We start from the raw sequence: 24,687 nt of genomic DNA, 5'->3' as shown, positions 1-24,687 counted from the left end.
TGGGAGATCCAATGAAGAAGTCGCTACGACTGGGTGTCGCGCTGAGCGCGCTAACCCTGGCCACCGCGGCCTGCAGCGGCGGCGCTGCCAGCACATCGAAGCAGGACGCCGACGGCCCGATCCGCATCGCGGTCGTCACCCCGCAGTCGGGCCCTTACGCCGAGTACGGCGAGGAACAGCGGGAAGGAATCCAGTTCGCCGCGGACGAGGCCAACGCCAACGGCGGCATTGACGGTCACGAGATCGAGCTGGAGTTCGCGGACTCGCTCGGTACTGCAGAGGGGGCCCTCACCGCGTCCCAGCGCCTGGTGCAGGAGAAGAATGCCCGCTTCATCATCGGACTGGTCTCCTCTCCGGAGATGGCGGCGGTGACTCCGAAGCTGGAGGCCTGGGACGCCCTCATGATCGGTACCCAGGGTCAGAGTGACGACCTCACCGGGAAGTCCTGCACACCCAGGTACTTCCGGGTCACCGCGAACGACACGGCAGGCGTCAACACCATCGCACACTGGTTGACCGAGGAGAAGCTGCCGCAGTGGGACAGCATCGCCGCCGACTACTCGTTCGGCCAGGCGAGCACCGCCGGGATCGAGAAGACCCTCAAAGGGGAGGACAGCAAGCTCAACGTCAAGCTCTTCTCCCCCTTGGGCACGACCGACTTCGGCAGTCACCTGAGCCAGCTCAGCGGAAAGGGTGGGCTCGTCGTTTCCCTGGCCGGCAGTGACGTCGTGAACTTCCTCAAGCAGGCTCTCCAGTTCGGGGTACTGCAGAAGTACGAGACGGTCCTGGTGAACACGGGGCTCTCGGCCGCCACCTTGAAGGCGCTCGGCGACGAGCGGCTGGTCGGTGCTCTCGGGACGAACAGCTGGATCCCTACGGCTGACAACCCAGCCACCAAGGCGTTCGTCGAGTCCTACGCGGCGGAGAAGGGGCACCCGCCCGCTGAGAACGTGGGGAACGGCTACCTGGGGATGCAGGCCATCTTCGCTGCTATCGAGGAGGCGGGAAGCATCGCACCCGCGGACGTGGCAGAGGCGCTCGAGGGCCTGACCTTCGACTCCATCCAGGGCGAGGTCACCATGCGGGCAGAGGATCACCAGATCGAGGCGCCGACGTATGTAGGCACGGTCCAGAAGACCGCCGGCGGGGGTCTGGAGCTGGTTGCGACGGCAGCCATCCCGGCTGCGACCAACAACCCGTCGCCGAACCCGGCCTGCAAGCTGGACTGAGGACGAGGACGGGGGTGGATCCGATGAGCGTCCCTTTCGGCACGGCGCCGCCCCCGTCCGACTCCGGGCGGGGTGGTGCAGGCGCCGTGTTCACACCGCTCCGCGTGCCGAAGGCGAGTGATGTCCTCGCTGAGAGCCTGGCGGGGCGCATCATCGATGGTGAGATCCGCGAAGGCGACCACCTCCCGGCCGAGCGCGACCTGGTTGCCCAGACCGGTCTGAGTCGCAGCTCGGTGCGCGAGGCGCTACGTGTCCTCCAGGTCAGGGGCTTCGTCGAGATCCGGGCCGGCAGGGACGGCGGCGCAATCGCTCGGCGGCCTGACGGGCACCAGCTCGCGGCGTCAGCCCGCCTGGTGGCCCGCGGGACGCGGGTGTCGCTGGCGGCACTGTTGCAGACGCGAGCAACGGTCGAACCGGCGTGCGCGAGCCTGGCGGCGCTCCGACGTACCGACCATCAGCTGCGTGACATGGACAGGAGCTGTCGAGCGATGGCGGCGGCAGACGAGGTCAGCACCTTCCTGCGCGCGAACGTCGACTGGCACATGGCAGTTGCCCGGGCTTCCGGTAACGAGCTGCTCGCGGGTCTGATGGAGGCGCTCGCCGAGATCATCTACGACTCCACGGGTCATGTGGGCGTCGTGGACCGTACGGTGCGCCGTGACACGTGTCGGGCGCACGAGGCGATCACACGTGCAATCCGTGCGGGCGACGAGGATCTCGCCCGCCAGCGCATGTCCAAGCACGTAGGGGCTTACGTGGACGCGGTTGGCGAGGAGGTCGACCGGGGTCTGACCTGGACCCGGTTCGCCACGCAGTGAGCGCCCTGGAGGAAGCCGGAGGACGGCGCGGTTCCCCCAACTGGTTGCATGTCCTCATGGCCGAAGGACTGGTGCTGCCGAGCCGGCGTGGAGCAACGCCCCTGCTCCCACCGCCCAGCGCGCGATCACTGCTGCTCACGCTGGCGGGGGAGATGTTGCCTGACCGCCCGGAGGGCGCGTGGACGACCGCGTTGCTCAGGGTGCTTGGTGGGCTGGGCGTGGAGGACCATGCCGGACGCCAGGTGCTTGCTCGTTCCGCAGCCGCTGGCTGGCTCGAGCGCGAGCGCGTCGGACGGTCGGTGCGATGGCGACTGGCGGCGCGGGGTCAGGAGCTCATCGCAGAAGGTGTTCGGCGGTCAGAGGCCTACCTCGCGGCGGAGGACGAGTGGGACGGGCGCTGGCTCATGCTGTACGTCAGTGTGCCTCAGCAGCAACGGACGACCCGAAAGCGCCTCTATGGCGGCCTCGACTGGCTGGGCATGGGTAATCCCACCCCCGGGCTGTGGGTGAGTCCCCACCACGAGCGATCCCCTGAGCTCAGCCGGCTGATCCGCGACCTTGGACTGGAGAACACGGCCGTCGCGACGACTGGTCCCACAGTCGGCATTGGCATGTCGGACGCCGATCTGGTCGAGCGGTCCTGGGACCTCGCGGAGCTTGCGGGGCAGTACGAGCGCTTCCTCGACCAGGAGGAGGGCGCGCCGCAGCCCGAGGGCGCCGACGCGGTGATGCTGACCTACCTCGACCTGTTGAACCTCCAGCAGCGCTTCATGCGTCGAGATCCCCAGCTCCCCGGTGCGCTACTGCCGGAGTGGGTCGGACGGGAGGGTGCGCGCCTCCTCAGGGAGCGGAGGAGTGCGTGGGCGGAGTCGGCACACACCCGTTTCTGGGAGATCGTGGACGGGGTGGGCTGATCAGGATCAGCCCACCTCAGAGGACCTGCGCCGAGACAGTCGAGACCGAGGTGATCCTGTCATCGACCACCCCGACCACCTCGGTCACCCAGAACGTACGACCGGCATGCCGGGTCGAGGCCCGGAACTCGATAGTCGAGCCGGCGGGCACCCCTCGCGTGTAGGCAGTGTGGAGGGAGGTGGTGGGCAGGTCCACGCCCGCCGCCAGCCTGCTCTGGACGGCAGTGACCTCGGCGGCACACATGGTGACGCCGCCGTGCAGCATGTGTCGGGGATTTTCCAGCAGGGGGACCACTTCCAGGCTCGTGCGATCGGCGCCGAGCGTGCGGAGCCCGAGCAGAGTGCTCACGTCCTCCGCTGCGCCCGGCAGCTCGTACGACGACGGCCTCAGGTCGGTCGGGTCTTCCGCCAGGGCGCGTCCGCGCTGACGGCACGCAACGACCATCGCGCCGGTCGAGTCGCGGACCCACCCCTCGGTGAAGGCGGAGACGTTGGTTGCGTGAAGGAGCCTGGCACGGGCCACGAGGGCGTCCGTCGCGGGGAGCGGGGCAAGGACATCGAGCCAGATCTCGGTGCTGACCGACCACGAGCTCCCGATGAGGCCCTCGATGACGGTGTACCCGGTCACGTCATCGACGAGCACGCCCAGCGCGCCCACGGACGGCCGGCCATCCGGTCCGCGGTACCTCGGACCCATGGGCATGGTGCCGCGGACACCGCGCGGACCGGGCACAACCGCTCCCACCCCGAAGGCATCCTCCGGGCCTGAGGGTATGACGGTGGTCGAGGCCGCGGAGGTCATGCGACCGAGATCCCTCCGTTGACGCTGATGGCCTGACCGGTGAGGCGTGCCGCCGAGGGGCCACCGAGGAACACGGCCATGGCCGCCAGGTCCGTCGGCTCCGCCACGCCGAGGTGAGCCTGCTCCGCAGCCTTCTCGAACAGCTTCTTGCTGAAACCGTCGCTGAGGACGTTGGCTGCCGTCGGGGTGCCGGCGATCAGGGAGGGAGTCAGCACGTTCACCCGGATGCCGTCACGCTTCGCCTCCAGCGCCGCAACCCGGCTGAACATGACGATGGCGGCCATCGCGCCGCCCAGCGCCGCCTCGCCGGGAGTCGGGACCTTGGCTGCGTCAGATGCGATGTTGACGATGCTCCCGCCTCCCTGCTCGCGCATGTAGGGAAGGACGGCGCGGGTGAGGAGCATCGGAGGCACTGCCTGGGCCACCAGGATCGACTCCAGGTCGGTAGGTGCTGTCCGGTGGAGCAGCTCGGGTCGGTAGGCCGCGGTCACGGAGCTGACCAGCACGTCGATCCCGTCGAGCTGCTCGTGCGCCAGGGCGACGGCCCGGTCGACTTCGTCCGCCCGGCCGGCGTCGCAGGGAATGAATTCGACCCGGGTGCTGGGGAACCGCTTCAGGACCGACTCACGCGCCGCGTTGCCCCGCTCCTCATTGCGCCCGAGAAGCGCAATGCGCCGGGAGCCGGCCTCGGCGTACCCGATGGCGGTGGCGAGCCCTACCCCCGAGGTTCCACCGGCGATGAGGACGGCGGACTCGGCATAGCCTCGGACGAGTGGATCGGGCATGGGCCCTCCTGTTGTTTTCTACAGAAATGGTGACTGAGTTTCTTTGATCGTATAGCGTCGCGCTCGTAGTGTGGCGTGACGCGGGTCACTCGACCCATCCGTTTGGCAGAGAGACGCAGAGAACTACAGGAGAGCGCAGATGTTGACCCAATCCCACTGGCCCGCAGAACCCGGGGACGTCCGAGCGACGACCGTGTGCGACCTGCTGCGTCATGCGGCCGCCACCGTGCCTGAGCGCACGGCGCTGGTCGACTACGGACCTGATCCCGACCGGCGCCGCGCCTGGACCTACGCCGAGCTCCTCCGCGACGCCGAGCGGGTGGCCAGGGCGCTGTTGCTGCGCTACGCCCCCGGGGACCGCATCGCGGTCTGGGCGCCGAACAGTGGTGAGTGGGTCGTGCTCCAGCACGGGGTCGCGCTGGCCGGCATGGTCCTCGTCGCACTCAACCCGGCGTATCGCACCCGTGAGATGGCCTTCGTGCTCCGCCAGTCCGGTGCCGCCGCCGTGTTCTGCGTCGATGGCCACCGCGGCTTCGACATGCGGTCGATGGTCGACAGCATCCGTGCGGACCTCCCGGAGCTGCGCGAGGTCCACTCCTTCTCGGACTGGGACACGTTCATCGACAACGTCGACCCGGAGCTGGCGCTGCCGGACATCGACCCCGAGGACATCATCCAGGTCCAGTACACGTCGGGAACGACCGGCTTCCCCAAGGGAGCGATGCTCCATCACATGGGACTGGTGAACGAGGCCACGTTCGTGGCGGAGCGTGCTGCCTTCGGTGACGGCGACGTCTACGTGAATGCGATGCCGATGTACCACATCGGGGGAGGCGCGGTGACATCCTTCGGCGCCTGGGCCAAGCGAGGCACCTTCGTGCTACTGCCGGGCTTCGACCCTGCTCTGCTGCTGGAGGCGATCGAGGCTCATCGGGGAACGCACAGCCTGGTGGTCCCGACGATGCTGATCGCGCTGCTCGACCACCCGGACGCGGGGAAGCGTGATCTCTCCTCGGTGAAGACGATCCTGAGTGGTGCGGCCGCGGTGCCGGCGGCCCTGGTGCGCCGGACGATCCGGGAGCTCGACTGCGGGTTCAGCATCCTCTTCGGGCAGACCGAGACGCACGGTGTGATCAGCCAGACGCGGGTGACGGATGCCCCGGAGGACCAGGCAGGCACGGTGGGACAGCCGCTGCCGCAGCTCGAGGTCAAGATCGCGGACCCGACCGACGGCTCTCCCGTGCCTACCGGGACGCAGGGAGAGATCTGTGTCCGCGGTTACCAGAACATGCGCGGGTACTACGACATGCCGGACGAGACCGCCGAGACCATCGACGCCGACGGCTGGCTGCACATGGGGGACGTCGGCCAGATGGACGCGCGAGGCTTCCTGCAGGTCACCGGCCGGGTGAAGGACATGATCCTGCGCGGTGGGCTGAACCTCTACCCGGCCGAGATCGAGGCGGTCCTCCTGGACCACCCCGCGGTCGAGACTGCGGCCGTGATCGGGGTTCCTGACGACCACTGGGGTGAGCAGGTCGGTGCCGTGCTCCGCCTGCGTCCCGGGCACGAACGCCCGAGCGTCGCGGACCTGACGAGCTTCGTGCGCAAGCAGATCGCGCCGCACAAGACCCCGACGCACTGGGCCTTCGTCGAGGACCTGCCCATGACGCCCACCGGGAAGATCCAGAAGTTCGTGCTCAGGGACCAGATGAGGGCGGGGACGCTCGTCTTCGACGAGGTGCGCCAGCCCACCGGCTGACGCCCAACCGGCGGACAGGGTGCCATGACAAAGGCCCCGGCGGGAACTCCGCCGGGGCCTTTGCCGTACAGAAGCTGGCGCCTCAGCCGCCGAGTCGCACAGGCAGGCCGAGGGCGACGGCGCCGGTGCTGCTCGTGCCATCGCACGAGCCGCAGGAGTGCGTCTCGGGCGGGCGGGGGAACAGGTCGTCGGCCCCGGCGACGTCGTCCATCACCTGGCGTCCTCGGCGGCCTGCGTCGCGAGCGAGGAGTGCCGCGCCGTACGCGCCCGTGATCTGTGGGTGCTCGGGCACGAGTACGCCGGTGTCGAGCGCCCGGGCCAGGAACTCGACCGCTGCCGGGTTCCGGGCAACGCCGCCGGTGAGGACCACGGGGGTGTGGCGACCAACCTGTGCGACGAGAGCCAGCGTTCGGGAGGCGATGGCACGATGCACGGACGCGGCGATGTCAGCGATCGGCGCATCCCGCGCAAGCAGTGAGACGATCTCGGTCTCGGCGAAGGTCGCGCACATGGTCGAGATCTCGAGATCGTTGGAGCCCTGCAGGGCGAGCTCGCCCACCTCTTCCAGCGGGACCTCGATCGCCTGGGCGAGCACCTCGTAGAAACGACCCGTGCCGCTCGCGCAGCGGTCGTTCATCGCGAACTCCTGCACCATGCCGTGGTCGTCCACGGTGATGGCCTTGGAGTCCTGCCCGCCGATGTCGATGACCAGCCGGCACCCGGGGACCATGGCCGAGGTGCCACGTGCGTGGCAGGTGATCTCCGTGAAGCTCCGCTGCGCCCCCGGGACCAGCCGCCGCCCGTACCCGGTCGAGACCGTGCCAGCGAGGTCTGCAGCGGACAGGCCAGCTGCTGACAGCGCCTCGTCGACCGCACGGCGCATCCCTGCTCGTGACACCGCCCCCATCGCGACGGTGCTCGCGGCGAGGATCGTGCCGCTCTCGTCGATGACGACAGCCTTCGCCGTCGTGGAACCGAGGTCCACCCCGAGGTATGCCTGGGTCGTGGTCGTCACGATGCCTGTGCCCTCTTGACGTCGATCGCCTCGAGCATCGCGGTCAGGCGGCTCTCGAGGATCTCGTCCTTGTAGAAGGACGCGTCCGCGACGTCGCCCTCGAAGAAGATCGACGGGATGCCGAGGGTGTTCTGCGCGGAGCGGGCCAGCAGGCGCTGGGGTCCGGTGAAGGCGCGGCACGTGCGCGTGGAGTGGAAGACGATGCCGTCAACGCCGTACTCCTCGCAGTCCCGCAAGGTGAGGTAGTCGAGGGTACGCGTCCCGTGGTTCGTCGGGCAGAGCAGGTAGTGCTGTGCCATGCCCAGGAGCGGGTCCTCGGTGTCGATGAGCTGCGGCTCCTGCCAGAAGGCGTTGGTGATGTAGCGGCCGGCAACGACGGCGACACCGTGCTCGGCGAACTTTCGCGAGAGGAACCCGAGCTTGTTCCAGTTCATGATGCCGTCGAAGTAGACCCGGTAACGCTCGTTCTCGACGCCGGAGATCCCGTTGTCCAGCCGGTGCTGGATCTCGTCGCGAACCGACTGGAAGTAGTCGACGAGCTCCTGGTTCCCCGGGAGGAAGTTGATCGGGGCGATGGCAGAGATCCAGTCCCAGAAGGTTGCCGGCGCTGGCGTGGACTTGCACAGCTCCAGTCCTTCCCGGCGAAGCTCAGCAGCGCGTTTGATGTAGGTCATCGACTCACGAAGCATGTCCCAGTCGAACGGGTTACCGGTCCGCTTCTCGAGCCAGGCGATGAGATCGACCAGCTGGTCACGCACGTAGTGCGAGGCCGACTCCCACTCCTCGCCCTTCAGGTAGCCCGCGTCTGGCCTGTTCCCCCAGAGGAACGGGTGGGAGATGTTGAAGATCGGCACTTCCTTGTCGAAGACCCGGTAGGAGATCTCATCCCACTGCTGCCCGGTGCTGCAGCCGGCGTAGTTGTTGACGAAGAAGTCGGGGGCAGGCAGTCGCGCCGCGAGCTCGGCCTGGTCGTGGGCTCCGACCACGCCGGTGTTGGCTCCCTCGTCGCCCTGGACTGTCAGGACGGCACAACCGAGGTGGGTGCGCGAGTAGGAGCATAGTTCGGCGTTGTAGCCGTACTCAGCGCCGGCCAGCTGCGCTGGCCCCTCGAGCTGCTGGGCCGCGAGCCGGGCCGCGAAGGCCTCGCCGTGGCACCAGGCCAGGCCGGCGGCCTGGAAGATCGGGTTGATGGCGCCGCCGTTGTACCAGACGATCTGCTTGCCGCGCTCGCGTGCGGTGAACAGGTCCTCCCAGTACTCGGCAACCATCTGGCCGCCATTGCGAGTTGCGGCCAGTCGGCGTGCCCGCTCCGGGGCGGGTGCGGCGGTGGTGGTCATGAGAGTCTCCTCGGGTCAGGCGTAGGCAGGGCGGTTGCGGTGAGCGCGCTCGACGAGAGCTTCGAGCCGCGTCCGGAAGGTCTCGAGCGGGATTCCCTCGTGCTCGGTCTCGACCAGGAGCTGGGGAACGCCTGCGGTGTCGAGGGCACGTCGGAGCTCGGGGTAATACAGCATGTGCGGCTCGCAGAACTTCGGCATGAGGTGGATGACGGCCTCTGCCCCGCTTCGGTGGACGGAGTCCAGCAGCCACTCGTCCCAGTCGACATCGTGTTGCACGCGGGTCGGACATGGCATCGCAACGTTGCGGTCGGCGTACCACTGGGCGATGGCTTCCATCGGCGGTATCGCCTCCGGCACCGATGCCTGCAGGTAGCGCCGCCCGGTCCACAGGTCGTCGTCGACGACCACCGCACCCGCCTCCTCGATGACCTCGAGCAGCTCGCGGCGCGGAGCGTGGCAGAGGTGGCCGGAGAGGTGGACCCGGATCCGCTCGTCGCGGGCGGTTGCCTCGCGATCCCGGAGCACAGCGGCCAGGAGCTCTCGGTGCTCGTCCGGGTCCATGACCTGCGCCGCGGCAACGATGTCCTGGAGTTCGACAGGGGAGAAAGCGCTGTCCCCAGAGCGACGCGCGTCGAAGACCTCGCGGAGCAATGCACGGTCGCGGTTGAATGCCCGGATGCTTGCCGCGAGGGCAGTGTCCTCGATGGTGACGCCTGCAAGTCGCTCGACCTCGGAGCGCAGCTCGGACATCATCTCTGCCGTCTTGCGGACAGCCCACGGCTCGTTCAACGAGCTGATCAGCTGCCCGAGGAAGACCGGCCGGGCGGGGTCGAGCTCGCGCGCCACGTCAGTGGCGCCCAGCAGCTGGATGCAGTGGTCCGCGACGAAGAGGGCGTCGTAGTCGCTCAGCCGCCCCGTGGCGGCCTGGTCAGCGAGGTTGCGCGTGTAACCGCAGTAGAACTCGGGCAGGAAGGCTCGCCCCTCGGTCACCGGTTCCTGGTCGTCAGGAACGATCACCGGGAGCACGCCCGCGGCGTGGGCGAGCTCCCGCGGGAAGTTCATGGGCAGGACGCCCAGCACCTTCTGGCCGGGGTGGGTCGAGCGCCACGCCCGGATGTAGCTCCGCGGGTCGCGGGCTGCTGCCCGCAGGGCCTCGAGCGCCGCGCTTCCGCTGCTCATGGTGCCCCTCTCTCCTCAGTTTATTGGACAGATCTAGTCATTACGTCACCGTAAGTGTATAACAGAGACGTCGACTTCGTCACCCAAGGAGCCCGCAGATGAGCGCCGCCGCCCCGATCAGCAACCGATGGACCCGCCTCGTAGGGGTGGATCACCCGATCGTGCAAGAGGGGCTCGGGCCCTTCCGGACGCCGCGGCTCGCCGCGGCGGTCTCCAATGCAGGTGGCCTCGGCACTGTCTCGATGCCCGGGATGCCCGAGGACATCGAGGCCGGCGCGAGGACGTTCAGGGAGCACATCGAGGAGTGCGCATCCCTGACGGATCGTCCGTTTGCCGTCAACATTCCGGTCGGCGTGGACGCTGCCGGGAAGGTCCTGCCGTTCACCGACAGCTACATCCGAATGGTGCTCGAAGCGCGCCGCGCTGACAGTGAGATCGCGCGCCGACTCACGGTGATGACGACTTCTGCGGGATTCCCCGGTGACTACGTCGGCATGATCAAGGACGCCGGGATGGTCCACCAGCACAAGGTGGGGGCAACCAAGCAGGCAGTGAAGGCGGCGGAAGCGGGTGTGGACGTGATCCTCGCTGCCGGTTTCGAGATGGGGGGGCATGCGCCGTCGGCGAAGGTCCACACCTACGTGCTGGTCCCGAGCATCACAGAGGCCGTCGACGTCCCCGTCCTCCTGACCGGCGGTGCGCGGGACGGACGCGGCCTCGCTGCGGCCCTCGCCATGGGGGCCGAGGGGGTGGCGATGGGGACCCGGTTCATCACCAGCACCGCCAACGCCGACTGGCACCCTGCCTACGTCCAGGCGCTGCTTGACGCGCAGGAGGGCGACGACGTCGCCTTCGACGGGGTGTACGGACCCTGCCGGGGGCTGCGCAACGCGGCTTCGCAGGCCCTCCTCGATCACAGCGCCAGCGACGCACCGCTCGACCCGGTAGAGCTGGTCCGGTGGAAGATCGAGTCGATGCAGAGGGCGCAGACCACCGGGGACACCACGGACAGCCTCGTGATGACGGGACAGGTTGCCTCGGCGATCAACGAGCTGGTGGACGTCGCCGAGTTCGTTCCCGCCATGGCGAGGGAGGCGGCTGACGTGCTGCGCAGTCTGGCTGCCTCGCTCGACGCAGGTGTTCTCGCGCCGGCGGCCGGTTGATCCTGATCCCGTAGCACCGGGCACGGGCGCGTCAACGCTGGCGATGCAGAAGACCGCCGTCCCGTGCGCACGGGTCCGGCGGTCTTCTCGTTCCTGTCAGTCAGCGGCGGGCTGGTGCAGGTCAGCCGATGAGGAACCGGCTGATCATCATGATGCCGAGCGCGGCCAGCCAGGCGTCGGTCGCGCGGCCCAGCCACAACGGTGCCGTCCGCACCTCCATGAAGTCCGAGAGCACGAAGCGGACCTTCACCAGGCTGATGAGGAGGATCACGACCCCGGCGGTCTCGACGTCGGAGATCCCCATCCCGCTGCCCATCGCCCAGGACAGGACGGTGACGCCGGCGAGGGCGGCCCAGACGGCGGTGGTTCGTGTCTGCAGGAGTTCGGTCATGACTGGCCCACCAGGTAGAGAAGAGCGAACAGGACGATCCAGAGCAGGTCGACCAGGTGCCAGAAGGTGGCTCCCGACTCGATGTTGCGCTGCTCGTTGCCAGCGAGCTTGCTGCGGCGAACGGTCGCGGCCATCGACAGCAGCACGCCGCTGCCGATGACGACGTGGATCATGTGGATCCCGGCGCAGCAGTAGTAGAACATGAAGAACTCGTCGCTGCTCATGGTGTGGCCGTCGGCGACCTTGCCTCCCCACTCCACGGCCTTCACGACGGCGAAGGCGGCCGCGCAGCCCACTGCTCCGAGGAAGCAGCGCGCCGCCAGGTCTCCCCGCTGGCGCGCCGCGAAGCGGACGCCGGAGGCCACGAGCCACGAGCTGGTGAGCATCAGCAAGGTGTTCAGCAGGCCGAGGTTCTGGTCCAGGTGCGCTTGGGACGCGGTGAACCCGGCCGTGTCGTTCGCCCGGTAGTGCAGGAACAGGAAGAACAGGAACGAGAACGAGATCATGTCCCCGCCGATGAACATCCAGATGCCGACCTCGCCGGGGATCTTCCGGCGGTGCCGTTCCGGCTGGCCGGCGGTGTCCGGGGCGGTGCGGACGTCGACGGCGGTCATGCGGCCGCTCCGTCCCGGCCGGCGACGGCGGCCTGGCGCTCTTCCTCGGCCTTGCAGGCACGCAGCGTCACGCCGCTCATCACCATGATCCAGCCGAAGAAGACGAACCAGACGAACCAGAAGGAGAGCTCGCCGTCGTAGGCGAACGGACCCGCCGTGTAGAACTCCACCAACCCGGCGGGGATGATCAGCACCGCGGTCCAGAGGTTGAAGAAGCCGACCCAGCGCGGGAAGACCGGCGTGGGGTTGCGGTCGCCGAGGACGGCCAGGGCGACGTACACCATGAAGAGCGCGAACGGCGGCCAGCTGAGGATGAACACGAACCAGACGTAGTCGTTCGCGATCTGCATCAGCGCGGGGTCCAGCGTCTCGGGGCGGAAAGCGAGTGCGGCCCAGGTGATCGGCATCAGCAGGAAGAAGACGTACCCGCCGCCGTTGTTGGCCATGGAGGTGTACGTCAGCACCGGCATGCCGCGCTCCATGCGCCGCATGAAGACGACGATCGACATCGAGAAGGTCAGGTAGAACGTGAACCCGATGCACTCGATGAGCGTGCCGACGCGGATCGCCAGCTTGCGGTCGATGTAGAGGTCCGCGATCTCCTGCGCACTCATCGCGGGGGACGGCGGCGGGACGAAGCGCATCAGGAGGCCCTGCGCCACCACCAGGCTGATGACGAGCGCGACGCCCGACCAGGCCATGAGGCGCACGACTCGAGTGTTGATCGGTTTCACGTCGTCGACGGGCGGGTCGAGCCGTGATGGCTCGTCGGTTGTCTCCAGGACGGCCATGGTCACCACCTTCGGAGGAGGGATAGGTCTGCGTCCTGACGGTAGGGACCCGTGCGCCTCGTGGAATCACTCCCAGGAGGGGGGCGGCATCATCCGCTCGGTCCGCCCGGCTGCCCGTCGCCGGGTACGACGAAGCCCCGGGCGGCGGCGCCGTCCGGGGCTTCGTCGTACGTCGCGGTGCGACGCGGTCCGGCTAGAAGATCGACTTCGCGATGATCTCCCGCTGGATCTCGTTGGTGCCACCGAAGATCGGCGGCGCGAGCGCGCGGCGGACCTGGAACTCCATGCCGTACTCCCGCGCGTAACCTGCGCCGCCCATGAGCTGCATGCCCTCGAGTGCGGCCCGCTTCGCCACCTCGGTCGCGCGCATCTTCGCCATCGCCGACTCCCGCGCCAGGTCGTCCTCGCGCCCGTCGTCGATCGCCTGGGCGACGTCGTAGATGAAGGCCCGCGTGGTCGCGATGTCGGTCGCGATGTCGGCGACCCGGTGCCGGAGTGCCTGGAACTCGCTGATCGACTGCCCGAACGCGTCGCGCTGCTTCATGTAGGCGACGGCGTCCTCCAGGGAGCGCCGCGCGGCGCCGATGCTGAACGCCGCGATGATCATCCGCTCCACGCTGAGGCCGCGCATCAGCTGCTTCCAGCCCTGCCCGGGCTCCCCGACGACGGCCGAGACCGGGACGCGGGCCTGGGTGAAGAAGACGTCGTTGCAGGTGCGCGCCTCCATCGTCCTGACCTCGCGCATCTCGATGCCCGGGGTGTCGCACGGCACCATGAGCAGCGTGAGCCCGGCGTGCTTGGGGCCGGAGGCGTCCTCGCGGACGAGCGTCAGCATGTGCTCGGCCACGTGCGCGGTCGAGATCCAGGTCTTCTGCCCGTCGATGACGTACTCGTCTCCGTCGCGCACCGCCTTCGTGCGCACGGCCCCCAGGTCGGACCCGGTGCCGGGCTCGGACAGGGCGATCGCCTCGATCCGGCCCGCCGCCAGGTTGGAGACGATCGTCTTCTTCTGCTCGTCGTTGCCCCACTTGAGGTAGGTCTGGGCAGCGGTGAGCCCGGTGGTGTAGGCGAGCAGGCCGGGGGCCAGCCCGCGGTGGGCCTCCTCGATGAACACACACTCGTCGACGAACCCGGCCCCGCCCCCGCCGTACTCCTCCGGCAGCGAGACGCCGAGCCAGCCCAGGTCCGACATCTTCCGGAGGAGCTCGAAGCTGGTGGCGACGGTCTCGTTGTCGGTCAGCTCGTCGCGTTGCGCAAGGGTCCCGCACTCACGCGCACAGAAGTCCTCGATCGCCTTCGCGAACTCGAGGCGCTCGGCGTCCAGCTGCATCGTCGGCCTCAGTTCCCGCGGTACTTCGAGAAGTCGGGCTGCCGCTTCTCGTTGAACGCGGTGATGCCCTCCTGCGCCTCGGGCGTCTCGCCGAACAGCTTGAGGGTGGTGATGGCCATGTTGCCGACCGCGACGAAGTGCTCGGTGTCGCTGTTGAACGACTGCTTGAGCACCTTGAGCGCGGTGGGGGAGTAGGCGTTCATCGTCTCGGCCCAGCGACGCACCTCGTCCTTGAGCTCGGCAGCCGGGACGACCTTGTTCACCAGGCCCCAGTCCAGCGCCTCCTCGGCGCTCAGGCGGCGCAGCATGAACCAGATCTCGCGGGCGCGCTTCTCGCCGACGACCCGGGCGAGGTAGCCGGAGCCGAGGCCGGCGTCGAAGCTGCCCACCCGGGGGCCGTTCTGGCCGAAGCTGGCGGTGTCGGCGGCGATCGTGAGGTCGGCGAGCACGTGGAGGACGTGGCCTCCGCCGATGGCCAGGCCGTTCACGGCGGCGATGACCGGCTTCGGGACGTCGCGCATCACCCGGTGCAGGGCCTCGACCTCGAACAGACCGGACTGCGACGGGCCGTAGTCGCCGGTCTCCATCCGCTGCTTCTGGTCACCGCCGGCGCAGAACGCCTTGTCGCCCGCGCCGGTGAGGCAGATGGTGCCGACGTCGGGACTCGCCCACGCCCGCTTGAACGCGAGGACCAGCTCGTCGACGGTCTGCGCGCGGAAGGCGTTGAACCGGTCGGGCCGGTTGATCGTGATCCAGGCGAGACCGTTCTCGACCTCGTAGGTGATGTCGGTGAAGTTGTCCATGAGCGACATGTCCTTCTCGTGAGGGGCGTGGGGCCGCCACGTCGGCGCGACGTTTGGCCTGACCATTTGTACAATAGGGGTGTAAACGATCGTTCACAAGACCCCTAGGGTGGGTTCGTGCAAGAGCTGACCTTCATCCCCAGTGAGCCGGAGCGGCTCTTCGACGTCCACGGGCTGCAGCAGGTGCCCGGCGGGGTGACCTGCCGGAGCGCGCTCGGCCCGTGGGCGACCGGTCCGGACGGTCGTACTGCTCCCGGCGCACTCGGCGTGCTGGCCGACGAGGTGTCGGGCTACGCGCTCATGGCCTCCCTGCCCGAGGGATCGTGGTCGATCAGCACCGAGATCTGGATCGACGTCGTCGGCGAGCTCCCGCTCTCAGGTGCTCTCGAGGCGTGCGCCCGACCGGTCCAGGAGGGCTCGTTCGCCGTCGGGCGCATCCGAGACGAGGAGGGGCAGGTGGTCGTGGTGTGCCGGCAGCGCGGCCGCGCTGTCGCGCGTCCCGAGGGACTCGACCTTGCCACGGTCGAAGCACCTGCCGGAACGCTCCGGGCGCCTGACCTCCTGTCCCTGCTGGGACTGCGCGCCGGCGCGGGGGCCGGCGTGCTCCCTGCCTCGCCGTCCCTGCTCAACCCCCGCGGGATGTTGCACGGCGGCGTGTCGCTCGCGGCCTCCGACGCGATGGCCACCCTCTCCCGCCTCGACGCCGGGAGCACGCTGCCGACGACCTCGATCCACATCGTCCACACGCGCGGGATCGCAGAGGGCGCCCAGCTCGAGCTGCGGGCGACGACCCGCCACTCCGGCCGGACCCTGTGGGTCACCGACGTGGTCGGCACCGTCGACGGGCGGACCTGCACGGTCGCCACCGTGACGGCGCAGCCGTAGTCGCCGGTCAGGCGCGGCTGCGGATCCCCATGGCGCCCGACAGCGGCAGGGGCCAGGCCAGCCTCGTCGCCTCGGCGACGTGCTCGTCGATGCGGCCGGCGATGTCGTCGGGGAAGTCTGCGGGTCGCCGGGTCTCCAGGTCGACCGCCACCACGATGATCTCGACCGTGCAGGAGAGCCGCTCGTGCTCGCGGTCGAGGATGAAGGACAGCAGGTGACCCGCCTTCGCCGACCGTGCGACGAACGCCGTGTGGGCGCTGAACCGGCCGCCGGCGTGCATCTCGGTGAAGTAGCGGATGTGGTGCTCGGCGGTGAAGACCCCGCGCCGGCGGCTGGCGCGGTAGGCGTCGTCCACCCCGATCCGGCGCAGCAGCACGTCGGCTGCGAAGGCACCCGCGTCGAGGTAGTGGCGGATGTTCATGTGGCCGTTGGCGTCGATGAAGTCCGGCGTCACGTCGCCCTCGTGCAGGACGGGCAGGTCGAGGACCTGGTGGTACGACGGCAGGTCGGCGTTGCTCATGGCGCCACACTGGCGGATCGGTGCCGTGGTCCGCGTCTGGTGTGGTCCCGCTCACTGTGGGCGGCGACAGCAGGCAGGGACCGGTCACGTTGACCGCGCCCCGCCGAGTGGTCGACGGTGGGCGCCCAACCCGAGACGAGGAGTGTCGATGACCCTGGAGATCACTGTCGCCGAGCTGGCCGAGGCCACCGACCTCGACCTCGGGGCCTCCCCCTGGCAGCGGGTCGAGCAGGGCCGCATCGACACCTTCGCCGATGCGACCGACGACCACCAGTGGATCCACGTCGACGCCGAGCGCGCAGCGGACGGGCCGTTCGGTCGCACGATCGCCCACGGCTACCTCACGCTGTCGCTGGTCCCGTCGATGCTGAAGAAGCTGATGGTGATCACCGACCACGGCCGGGGCACCAACTACGGGCTCGACAAGGTCCGCTTCACCGCGCCGGTCCCGGTCGACGCCGAGATCCGGCTCGCCGCCTCGATCCCCGAGTCCACCCGGCGCGAGGACGGTGGCGTCCAGTACCGGGTGGCGCTCAGGGTCGAGGTCAAGGGGCAGGACCGCCCCGCGATGGTCGGCGAGTCGATCTACCTAACCTACCCGCGGGCCTGAGTGACCTCGGTGTCCGCCGTCGCGACGGGTGTCGCGGCGGCGACCCGCGCAAGGTAGCGCTCACGCGTCACCAGGTAGACCGGGAACGCCATCGAGACGCCGATGTAGGACAGCGCCACGAAGAACCAGCCCCACTTCTGCCCGAGGCCGATCCGGGTGGCGTCGGTGACGACCCACACCATGAAGACGCCCCAGGCAACGAGCATGTCGAGCGACAGGAACGCCGCCGTGCCGCCGGCGTCGACGGCGTCGCCGAAGAAGTCCAGCGGGTCGAGGATGTTGCCACCGGCGTCCATCCAGTCGAACGCGTGGGGCCAGGTCACGCCGAGCGCGACGAGTCCGGCGAGGAGGTAGGCGGCGTGGCGGACAGTGGTGGACATGGCGGGCCTTCCGTTAGAGCAGGGGCACCTGCACGCTAGGAAGGCGCGCCGGACCGCCGAATCGGCCGTGGGGCGGAGGACCGTGCGTCGTTCGGTCCGTGCCCGCTGCTACCGGCTGAACGCCTCGATGATCGCGAAGGTGTTCTCGCGGACGCGCTCGGCCGCCATCGTGAAGCTGGGGGAGTAGAGCGCGGCGTGGTCGTAGCGCTTCTCCAGCAGGGCGACGCGCTCGCGCACCTCGTCGAGCGTCCCGGCGGCGGCCATCTCTTCGAGCATCCGGTCGGACACGGCGCCCACCATCGCGTCGTGGTCCTTCGCGCGGAACGCCGCCTGGATCGCGGCGGCCTCCTCGCCGAACCCGGACGCCTCCATCACCGGGCCGTAGGCCTTGGGGGCGACGTAGAACGCGATCTGCGCGGCGGCCTCGCGCCGGGCCACAGCGGGGTCGTCGTGGATCGACGTGATGATGACGCCCTTGAGCTGGACCTGCTCGGGGTCGCGCCCCGTGCGCGAGGCGCCCTTCTCGATCGCCGGCCGCGCCACCTCGTCGAGGTAGCGGTCGGTCAGCGTCGGGTGGCAGATGAGGCCGTCCGAGACGCGGCCCGCCACCTCGATCATCCGGGCGTTCACGCCAGCGGTGAAGATCGGGACCTGCGGGCGCAGCGGCGGCTGGATGTCCGCCGTCGGGGTGATGTCGCAGCTGTAGAAGCGACCCTCGTGCTTGACGGGCTCCTCGTGCAGCCGCCACAGGCGGCGCAGCAGCGGGATGAGCTCCTCCATCCGGCTGGCGGGCCCGTCCGGGTCGGTGACGCCGTGCCAGCCGACCATCATGCCGCGGGTGCCGGTCCCGAGGCCGAGGGTGAGCCGTCCGCCGCTCATCTCGTCGAGGAAGCGGGCGTCGTTGGCCAGGACCAGGGGAGAGCGTCCGACGGCGTACGCGATCGCCGTGCCGACGCCGATCCGCTCGGTGGCAGCGGCCATCGCGGCGACGGAGACGACCGCCGACCGGTTGAGGAACTCGCCCGACCAGGCGCCGTCGAAGCCGGCGCGGTCGGCTGCCGTGGTGATCTCCACCGTCTCCGCCAGCCCGCCGGCCAGCACGGTGATGCCTCGTGTCGTCACCGGGCCACTGTCGCCGACCCGCGGGGACCCCGCAACGCCGGCCGTGCGTCGCGACTGGAGGTCTCCCCACCGCCTGCGCGGGACGGGCCCAACGGCACATGTCGATCTGTCCCAAGGGGGATGCCCGTCAAGTGTGACCGAGGAAACACTCGAGATCGTCCAGGTACGGCGGTGGGCCGACCGGACCACTCACTCTCGAGCTTCCTGAAGGGATTCCGCCATGCAGATCAAGGCAGCCGTCGTACACGAGGTCGGGGGCGACTTCACCATCGAGGACGTCGAGCTCGGCGACCCGCAGTCCGGGGAGGTCCTCGTCGAGATCGCGGCGGTCGGCCTCTGCCACACCGACCTGGCCGCGCAGCACGGACACCTGCCCTTCCCGATGCCCGGTGTCGTGGGGCATGAGGGCGCGGGCGTCGTGAAGGCCGTCGGCGAGGGCGTCACCAAGGTCGCGGTCGGGGACAAGGTCGCGCTCACGTTCAACACCTGCGGCGAGTGCCCTTCGTGCAAGAAGGGTGAGCCGGCGTACTGCGTCAACTTCATGGCTCTCAACTTCGGCGGCGTCCGCCCGGACGGCAGCTCGGCGCTGTCCCAGGGCGGCACCCAGCTCGGCGCCAACTTCTTCGGCCAGTCGTCCTTCGCGACGGCTGCGATGGCCAACCAGCGCAACGTCGTGAAGCTTCCGGCCGACGCCGACCTCGCCCTGTCGGCTCCGCTCGGCTGCGGTATCCAGACCGGCGCCGGAGCGGTCATGAACAGCTTCGACGCGCAGGGCGGTGAGGCGCTGCTGGTCATGGGCGGCGGATCGGTCGGCCTCTCCGGTGTGCTCGCCGCGGTCGCGCGCAACCTGGGCACGATCATCGTCGTCGAGCCCGTCGCCGCGCGGCGCGAGCTCGCGATCGAGCTCGGCGCCACCCACGCCATCGACCCTGCGGCCGGTCCCGTCTCGGAGCAGGTGCGGGCGATCATCCCCGCGGGCGTCGACTACGTCCTGGACACCACCGCCAACGCCGCCGTCCTGGGCGAGGCCTTCGCCTCCATCGGTTACCGCGGCACCATCGGGCTGGTCGGCGTCCCGGCCGACCCGGAGTCCGTCATGGCGGTCCCCATGATCCCGGCCCAGGTCCTCGGTGCGCGGGTGATCGGCATCGTCGAGGGCGACTCGAACCTCGACGAGTTCATCGGTGAGCTGCAGGCGCTGCACGCCGCCGGCAAGTTCCCCTACGACCGCCTGATCAGCACCCGTCCCTTCAGCGAGCTCAACCAGGCCATCGCGGCCCAGGCGGCGGGCGAGGCGGTCAAGGTCGTCCTCACCCACAACTGACCCCCCACCCACGAGACACGAGGTGACCAGATGAGCACCATTGACTACGACAAGCTCTACATCGGCGGCGAGTGGCGAGCGCCGGCCGGCAGCGCCCGGATCGACGTCCGCGCCGCTGCCACCGAGGAGATCATCGGCTCCGTCCCGGAGGGGGCCGAGGGCGACATCGACGCCGCCGTCGACGCCGCTCGCCGGGCCTTCGACGGCCCGGACGCCTGGGGCAGCTGGGAGCCCGCCCGGCGCCAGGAGGCGCTGCACCGCTTCGCTGACGAGCTGGAGAAGCGCGCCGGCGAGACCGCCGCTCGTGTGGCCCAGCAGAACGGCATGCCGATCGTCGTCGCCGAGCAGTTCGAGTCGGCCTTCCCGCCGCTGCTCCTGCGCTACTACAGCCAGCTGGTGGTGGACCAGGGGGAGGAGCGCCGTCCCGGGATGCTCGGCGGGTCGTCGGTCATCCGGCGCGAGCCGATCGGCGTCGTCGGCGCGATCGTGCCGTGGAACGTCCCGCAGGGGATCACCTTCCTGAAGCTCGCGCCGGCGCTCGCCTCGGGCTGCACCGTCGTCCTCAAGCCGGCGCCGGAGACGGTGCTCGACGCCTTCCTCATGGCCGAGGCTGCGCTCGCCGCGGGCCTGCCCGAGGGCGTGCTCAACGTGGTCCCCGGCGGACGCGAGCTCGGCGCGTACCTCGTCGAGCACCCCGGCGTCGACAAGGTCAGCTTCACCGGCTCGACCGCGGCCGGACGCGCCATCGCCGAGACCTGCGGCCGCCTGCTGCGCCCGGTGACCCTGGAGCTCGGCGGCAAGTCCGCCGCGATCGTCCTCGACGACGCCGACCTGCTCGGCAACATCGAGAGCTTCTTCGCCTCCACGCTGCTGAACAACGGCCAGATCTGCTGGCTCGGCACCCGCGTGCTCGCCCCGCAGAGCCGGTACGACGAGGTGGTCGACACCATCTCCGGCCTGGCGTCCAACCTGGTTATCGGCGACCCCCTCGAGCGCACCACGCAGATCGGTCCGCTCGTCTCGCAGCGCCAGCGTGAGCGCGTCGAGTCCTACATCGCCAAGGGCAGCTCCGACGGTGGCCGGCTGACTGCCGGTGGTGGGCGCCCGGCCGACCGGGACCGTGGCTGGTTCGTGCAGCCGACCGTCTTCGCGGACGTGGACCCGAACCACACCATCGCGCAGGAGGAGATCTTCGGTCCCGTCCTCGCGGTGATCCCTTACCGCGACGAGGAGGAGGCGGTCCGGATCGCCAACGACACCGACTACGGCCTCGGGGGCTCGGTGTGGACGGCCGACCCGGAGCGTGGCGAGGCGTTCGCCCGCAAGGTGCGCACCGGGACCATCGGGCTCAACCACTACGTGAACGACCCGACCGCGCCGTTCGGTGGCATCAAGTCGAGCGGCATGGGCCGCGAGCTGGGTCCCGAGGGCCTCGTCGCCTTCCAGAACCTCAAGACCATCTACCTGCCGCCGGCCGCGGCCAACTGAAGTCGAGGAGACACAATGACCGTCATCGACGAGAAGACCACGACCCCCGTCGTCCCCGACGACATCGCGCAGCAGATCGTGCTCCCCGAGGGGCACGTCGACCACGACAAGCTGTTCGCCGCCTACCAGTGGCTCCGGGAGAACATGCCCGTGGGCAAGGCCGTCGTCGACGGCTTCGACCCGCTGTGGCTGGTGTCGAAGCACGCCGACATCATGGAGGTCGAGCGCAACACCGACGTTTTCACCGCGGGTGGCCATGAGGATCCGGGCAGTCACAACCCGATCCTGAGCAACCAGGCGGGCGACGCGTTCACCAAGAGCCTCACCGGCGGCAGCCTCCGGATCATGGACGCCCTGCCCTACCTCGACCCGCCGGAGCACACCGAGGTCAAGGACATCGCCGGGGCGTGGTTCCGCCCGGCGAACCTCAAGCAGTGGGAGGACCAGATCCGCGGCCTCGCCCGCGAGGCTATGGCGAAGTACCTCAAGCCCGGCGTCAACGAGATCGACTTCATCGAGGACTTCGCGCTCTACTTCCCGCTCCACGTCATCATGACCCTCTTCGGCGTCCCCGAGGAGGAGGAGCCGCGGATGATGAAGCTGACGCAGGAGTTCTTCGGCGTCGCGGACCCTGACCTCCAGCGTAACGACGTCGAGGCCGCCACCCCGGAGGCGATGGCCCAGCAGTTCGCGGCGTCCTTCCAGGACTTCTGCGGCTACTTCGCCGGGCTCGTCGCGGACCGTCGCGCGAACCCCCGCGACGACCTCTCCTCGCTCATCGCCAACGCGCGCCAGCCCGACGGAGAGTTCTACCCGGACTCCTACGCCTACGGCTGGTTCATGGCGATCTCGACGGCGGGCCACGACACCACGTCGGCCACCATCACGGGCTGCATCGAGGCACTCGCGCAGAACCCGGAGCAGCTGGCAAAGGTCCAGGCGAACCCGGAGCTGATCCCGGACCTGGTCAACGAGGCGCTGCGGTGGGTGTCGCCCGTCAAGCACTTCATGCGGAGGGCGCGGGTCGACACCGAGCTCGGTGGAGCCCAGATCAAGGCCGGGGACCGGATCATGCCGCTCTACCAGTCGGCCAACCGGGACACGGACGTCTTCGACGCCCCGACCACCTTCGACCTGGAGCGCAAGCCGAACAAGCACATCGCCTTCGGCTACGGCCCGCACATGTGCATCGGGCAGCACCTGGCCAAGCAGGAGCTGCGCATCATGTTCGAGGAGCTCCTGCCGCGCATCAAGTCGATCGAGCTGCTCGGGGGGCGCAAGCTGACCCAGACCAACTTCGTAGGTGGCATCAAGCGGCTCCCTGTCCGCCTGGAACTCACTGACTGAGCAGCCGGAGGAGGCCAGCGAGATGAAGGTCGTACACACACAGGGCACCTGTGGCGGCGTCGAGGAGTGCCTCGCGATCGCTCCGGACTACTTCGTCGTCGACGACGACGGGCTGCTGCAGGTGGCCCGCGCCGACATCGACGGTGACGACCTGGAGCGGGTGACGGAGGCCGTCAACGCGTGCCCCACGGGCGCGCTCCGGCTCGAGAAGATCCTGGAGGGACGTCATGCCTGAGGTCGTCTACGTGCTCGCGGACGGGAGGGAGCTGTCCATCGACGTGCCCGTGGGGCAGAGCGTCATGGACGGGTCCGTGCGCAACAACCTGCCGGGCATCGTCGCCGAGTGCGGGGGGAGCTGCTCCTGCGCGACCTGCCACGTCTACGTCGACGAGGCCTGGCAGGACCGGTTCGACGAGGTGACCGACGAGGAGCGCGAGCTCCTCGAGTTCGCCGACGGGGTGCGGCCCAGCTCGCGCCTGTCGTGTCAGCTCATCGTCAGCGAGCAGACCCACGGTGCGCGCGTCGTGGTGCCGACCGACTGACCCCAGCGCCCCCGTACCACCGCTGGCCGCGGGGGAGATGCCGTTCGCGCCCTCGAACGGCGTCACCGGCCCCGGGAACCCTGACCGGTTCCCGGGGCCGCTCGTCTTTTGTCACGCTCCTTGCCGCCTTCCCGGCTCTCGCGGAGGGGCAACGCGTACGACGAGGTCCGGGCCCGCTCGGGGAAGGCAACGACCTGCCCGGCCCCGTGCCGTGTGCGCCGAGGTCCTCGTACGTGTCGCGGCAGGGCGTGGGGCCAGCACGGACCGCGCCCGGCCGCTGCGCCGCCGAGGACGGGTGCGGGAGGAACGGCGATCCCCACAGGTGCCGCCGCCGCAGCGGTCATCCACCGGCTCCGGCCGGGATCCCGCCAGGGCACGCCAAGAGGCCCGGGACCGCGAGGTCCCGGGCCTTCGGCGTTCGGCGGTGGACTGGTCAGACGGGGGCGCCGGGGCGCTGCAGCCAGCGGCAGACGGCCTCGGCCCGGTTGGCTGCGTTCAGCTTGCGCAGGATGTGGCGCACGTGGGACTTCACGGTGCCCTCGGTGATGACCAGGCGGCTGGCGATGCGGCCGTTGGTCTCGCCCAGCGCCATCAACCGCAGCACCTCGCGCTCACGCTCGGACAGCAGGCGGTCGATCTCGGGCGAGCTCGCGAACGTCTGCTGCTGCATCTGCACCGGGGCGCCGGCGGCGACGCCGATGGGTGTCACGGTCGCCACCGGCTCGAGCCCCACGGGCCCGGAGAGGCAACCGTTGACCATCCCGCCGAGGGAGGAGCGGAGGTTGTCGACGGTGACGCGCAGCTGCTCGAGCCGCTCGCGCATGTTGGCCGCCGCGACGAGGGTGCCGAGCTCCTGGGCGAAGAGCGCCACGATCTCGCGGTCGAACTCCGTGACGACGCCGTCGACCCGGTCGGCGTGGATGAAGCCCACGACCTCGTTCTCGGGGGCGACCGGCGCGGCGACGTAGGAGCTCGAGCCGGTCATCCGGGCCAGCTGGGGGTGCACCCGCGGGTCGCGCTGCACGTCGAGCACGAGCAGCGGCACCCGGCGCCGGACCATCTCGAGCTCGATGACGTTGGGGCCGAGGCGCTGGTTGTTGGCCTTGGCCATCTCCGTGATGCGAGCGGCCTGCTCGGGGTCGAGCTCGCTGTGGAAGCGCTCGACGACCCACTCGGAGTCGGCGACGCGCGAGATCATCGCCCGGTCGAAGCCGACCCGGCACAGCGCCGCCGGCGCGCGCTGGACCAGCTGCTGCACGGTGGTGAGCGCGCGGAGGTCGTCCAGGGCCCTGCCGACCCGCCGCACCATGGACGTCTTCGGAAGGTCTCGTTCGGCAGGCGCGAGGAAGTGCTGGGAAGCGGACTCGGGGAGCGCGGTCACGATTCCTCCTTGAATGGTCGGACCAGATGGGTGTGATGACCGTCACCATCCCTCGCGGTGGCGGTGGGGTGGACCGGGGGCCACCCCCGGATCACTACCCGAGTAGGATTTCCGGGTAGTTCCGAGTGGGTCGGGCGTCTCGGGCATGACACCCT

26 protein-coding genes are annotated in these 24,687 nt (G+C 69.5%); 12 read left to right on the top strand and 14 right to left on the bottom strand.

Going from position 1 to position 24,687, the window contains the following annotated elements; genetic code table 11:
* Positions 1-11: 11 nt before the first annotated feature.
* From NOCJ54_RS0104250 to NOCJ54_RS0104240, 3 genes are all read left to right on the top strand, one after another.
* Positions 12-1,229 carry an ABC transporter substrate-binding protein gene (locus NOCJ54_RS0104250; protein WP_028654488.1) on the top strand — a complete coding sequence of 406 codons (1,218 nt, stop codon included), beginning with the start codon at positions 12-14 and terminating at the stop codon, positions 1,227-1,229.
* Positions 1,230-1,315: 86 nt separating this feature from the next.
* Positions 1,316-2,047 (top strand): FadR/GntR family transcriptional regulator, encoded by a 732-nt coding sequence (locus NOCJ54_RS0104245; RefSeq protein ID WP_028654487.1) that lies wholly within the window; start codon positions 1,316-1,318, stop codon positions 2,045-2,047.
* 56 nt (positions 2,048-2,103) lie between these two features.
* Positions 2,104-2,961, top strand: coding sequence for a PaaX family transcriptional regulator (locus NOCJ54_RS0104240; RefSeq protein ID WP_036516784.1), 858 nt, complete (start codon positions 2,104-2,106; stop codon positions 2,959-2,961).
* A 16-nt stretch (positions 2,962-2,977) separates the two neighbouring features.
* Here NOCJ54_RS0104240 and NOCJ54_RS0104235 read toward each other — a convergent pair whose 3' ends face one another.
* Complete coding sequence (locus NOCJ54_RS0104235; RefSeq protein WP_198020096.1) at positions 2,978-3,619, bottom strand: PaaI family thioesterase; 642 nt, start codon at positions 3,617-3,619, stop codon at positions 2,978-2,980.
* 140 nt (positions 3,620-3,759) lie between these two features.
* A complete protein-coding gene (locus NOCJ54_RS0104230) occupies positions 3,760-4,548 on the bottom strand; it encodes an SDR family NAD(P)-dependent oxidoreductase (protein WP_028654484.1) in 789 nt (262 codons plus the stop codon).
* A 139-nt stretch (positions 4,549-4,687) separates the two neighbouring features.
* Here NOCJ54_RS0104230 and NOCJ54_RS0104225 point away from each other — a divergent pair, with 139 nt between their 5' ends.
* A complete protein-coding gene (locus NOCJ54_RS0104225; RefSeq protein WP_028654483.1) occupies positions 4,688-6,310 on the top strand; it encodes an AMP-binding protein in 1,623 nt (540 codons plus the stop codon).
* Positions 6,311-6,392: 82 nt separating this feature from the next.
* On the opposite strand, the gene NOCJ54_RS23795 is transcribed toward NOCJ54_RS0104225, so the two are convergent.
* Genes NOCJ54_RS23795 through NOCJ54_RS0104210 form a run of 3 tightly spaced genes read right to left on the bottom strand, consistent with a single transcriptional unit; the run spans position 6,393 to position 9,841 of the window.
* Positions 6,393-7,295, bottom strand: coding sequence for an acyl-CoA dehydratase activase (locus tag NOCJ54_RS23795; RefSeq protein ID WP_232221674.1), 903 nt, complete (start codon positions 7,293-7,295; stop codon positions 6,393-6,395).
* Between the two features lie 26 nt (positions 7,296-7,321).
* Entirely contained in the window at positions 7,322-8,662 is a 1,341-nt protein-coding gene (locus NOCJ54_RS0104215) for a 2-hydroxyacyl-CoA dehydratase subunit D (protein WP_028654482.1), read from the bottom strand.
* 15 nt (positions 8,663-8,677) lie between these two features.
* Positions 8,678-9,841 carry a 2-hydroxyacyl-CoA dehydratase subunit D gene (locus tag NOCJ54_RS0104210; protein ID WP_028654481.1) on the bottom strand — a complete coding sequence of 388 codons (1,164 nt, stop codon included), beginning with the start codon at positions 9,839-9,841 and terminating at the stop codon, positions 8,678-8,680.
* 98 nt (positions 9,842-9,939) lie between these two features.
* On the opposite strand from NOCJ54_RS0104210, the gene NOCJ54_RS0104205 reads away from it, so the two are divergent.
* On the top strand, positions 9,940-11,004 hold the full coding sequence (locus tag NOCJ54_RS0104205; protein WP_051485462.1) for an NAD(P)H-dependent flavin oxidoreductase: 1,065 nt from the start codon (positions 9,940-9,942) through the stop codon (positions 11,002-11,004).
* Between the two features lie 121 nt (positions 11,005-11,125).
* Here NOCJ54_RS0104205 and NOCJ54_RS0104200 read toward each other — a convergent pair whose 3' ends face one another.
* The 5 genes from NOCJ54_RS0104200 to NOCJ54_RS0104180 form a co-directional block, all read right to left on the bottom strand.
* A complete protein-coding gene (locus NOCJ54_RS0104200; RefSeq protein WP_028654479.1) occupies positions 11,126-11,395 on the bottom strand; it encodes a cytochrome C oxidase subunit IV family protein in 270 nt (89 codons plus the stop codon).
* Positions 11,392-12,009 carry a cytochrome c oxidase subunit 3 gene (locus NOCJ54_RS0104195; protein ID WP_028654478.1) on the bottom strand — a complete coding sequence of 206 codons (618 nt, stop codon included), beginning with the start codon at positions 12,007-12,009 and terminating at the stop codon, positions 11,392-11,394. The genes NOCJ54_RS0104200 and NOCJ54_RS0104195 overlap by 4 nt, the downstream gene beginning before the upstream one ends.
* Complete coding sequence (locus tag NOCJ54_RS0104190) at positions 12,006-12,800, bottom strand: hypothetical protein (RefSeq protein ID WP_028654477.1); 795 nt, start codon at positions 12,798-12,800, stop codon at positions 12,006-12,008. The genes NOCJ54_RS0104195 and NOCJ54_RS0104190 overlap by 4 nt, the downstream gene beginning before the upstream one ends.
* A gap of 193 nt (positions 12,801-12,993) precedes the next feature.
* Positions 12,994-14,130 carry an acyl-CoA dehydrogenase family protein gene (locus NOCJ54_RS0104185; RefSeq protein WP_028654476.1) on the bottom strand — a complete coding sequence of 379 codons (1,137 nt, stop codon included), beginning with the start codon at positions 14,128-14,130 and terminating at the stop codon, positions 12,994-12,996.
* Positions 14,131-14,138: 8 nt separating this feature from the next.
* Entirely contained in the window at positions 14,139-14,942 is an 804-nt protein-coding gene (locus NOCJ54_RS0104180) for an enoyl-CoA hydratase-related protein (RefSeq protein WP_232221671.1), read from the bottom strand.
* Between the two features lie 108 nt (positions 14,943-15,050).
* Here NOCJ54_RS0104180 and NOCJ54_RS0104175 point away from each other — a divergent pair, with 108 nt between their 5' ends.
* Complete coding sequence (locus tag NOCJ54_RS0104175; RefSeq protein ID WP_028654474.1) at positions 15,051-15,818, top strand: PaaI family thioesterase; 768 nt, start codon at positions 15,051-15,053, stop codon at positions 15,816-15,818.
* Positions 15,819-15,825: 7 nt separating this feature from the next.
* Here the strand turns inward: NOCJ54_RS0104175 and NOCJ54_RS0104170 are convergent, their stop codons facing one another.
* Positions 15,826-16,338, bottom strand: a complete 513-nt coding sequence (locus NOCJ54_RS0104170; RefSeq protein ID WP_036516780.1) for a thioesterase family protein — start codon at positions 16,336-16,338, stop codon at positions 15,826-15,828.
* Positions 16,339-16,486: 148 nt separating this feature from the next.
* Between NOCJ54_RS0104170 and NOCJ54_RS0104165 the strand changes: the two genes are divergently transcribed.
* The gene (locus NOCJ54_RS0104165; protein WP_028654472.1) at positions 16,487-16,948 is read left to right on the top strand and encodes a MaoC family dehydratase; all 462 of its coding nucleotides are present in this window, start codon (positions 16,487-16,489) and stop codon (positions 16,946-16,948) included.
* On the opposite strand, the gene NOCJ54_RS0104160 is transcribed toward NOCJ54_RS0104165, so the two are convergent.
* Both NOCJ54_RS0104160 and NOCJ54_RS0104155 read right to left on the bottom strand, forming a co-directional pair.
* Complete coding sequence (locus NOCJ54_RS0104160; protein ID WP_028654471.1) at positions 16,933-17,328, bottom strand: DUF2834 domain-containing protein; 396 nt, start codon at positions 17,326-17,328, stop codon at positions 16,933-16,935. The two genes, NOCJ54_RS0104165 and NOCJ54_RS0104160, sit on opposite strands and share 16 nt — an antisense overlap.
* A gap of 108 nt (positions 17,329-17,436) precedes the next feature.
* The gene (locus NOCJ54_RS0104155; protein WP_028654470.1) at positions 17,437-18,450 is read right to left on the bottom strand and encodes an LLM class flavin-dependent oxidoreductase; all 1,014 of its coding nucleotides are present in this window, start codon (positions 18,448-18,450) and stop codon (positions 17,437-17,439) included.
* A gap of 220 nt (positions 18,451-18,670) precedes the next feature.
* Here NOCJ54_RS0104155 and NOCJ54_RS0104150 point away from each other — a divergent pair, with 220 nt between their 5' ends.
* The 5 genes from NOCJ54_RS0104150 to NOCJ54_RS0104130 are packed head-to-tail and all read left to right on the top strand — an operon-like array spanning position 18,671 to position 23,151.
* A complete protein-coding gene (locus tag NOCJ54_RS0104150) occupies positions 18,671-19,774 on the top strand; it encodes an NAD(P)-dependent alcohol dehydrogenase (protein ID WP_028654469.1) in 1,104 nt (367 codons plus the stop codon).
* Between the two features lie 30 nt (positions 19,775-19,804).
* Positions 19,805-21,262: an aldehyde dehydrogenase gene (locus tag NOCJ54_RS0104145; protein WP_028654468.1), complete on the top strand. Its 1,458-nt coding sequence runs from the start codon at positions 19,805-19,807 to the stop codon at positions 21,260-21,262.
* A gap of 15 nt (positions 21,263-21,277) precedes the next feature.
* Complete coding sequence (locus NOCJ54_RS0104140; protein ID WP_028654467.1) at positions 21,278-22,609, top strand: cytochrome P450; 1,332 nt, start codon at positions 21,278-21,280, stop codon at positions 22,607-22,609.
* A gap of 22 nt (positions 22,610-22,631) precedes the next feature.
* Positions 22,632-22,844, top strand: coding sequence for a ferredoxin (locus NOCJ54_RS0104135; protein WP_028654466.1), 213 nt, complete (start codon positions 22,632-22,634; stop codon positions 22,842-22,844).
* Positions 22,837-23,151 carry a 2Fe-2S iron-sulfur cluster-binding protein gene (locus NOCJ54_RS0104130; protein ID WP_028654465.1) on the top strand — a complete coding sequence of 105 codons (315 nt, stop codon included), beginning with the start codon at positions 22,837-22,839 and terminating at the stop codon, positions 23,149-23,151. Before NOCJ54_RS0104135 ends, NOCJ54_RS0104130 begins: the two co-directional genes overlap by 8 nt.
* Positions 23,152-23,584: 433 nt before the next feature.
* Here NOCJ54_RS0104130 and NOCJ54_RS23790 read toward each other — a convergent pair whose 3' ends face one another.
* Entirely contained in the window at positions 23,585-24,532 is a 948-nt protein-coding gene (locus NOCJ54_RS23790) for a LuxR C-terminal-related transcriptional regulator (protein WP_157514785.1), read from the bottom strand.
* Between the last annotated feature and the right edge of the window lie 155 nt (positions 24,533-24,687).

Origin of the sequence: Nocardioides sp. J54 (genome assembly GCF_000519005.1) — a bacterium.
In the GTDB taxonomy this organism is placed as follows: domain Bacteria; phylum Actinomycetota; class Actinomycetes; order Propionibacteriales; family Nocardioidaceae; genus Nocardioides.
This window is presented reverse-complemented; position numbering and strand designations above follow the sequence as displayed.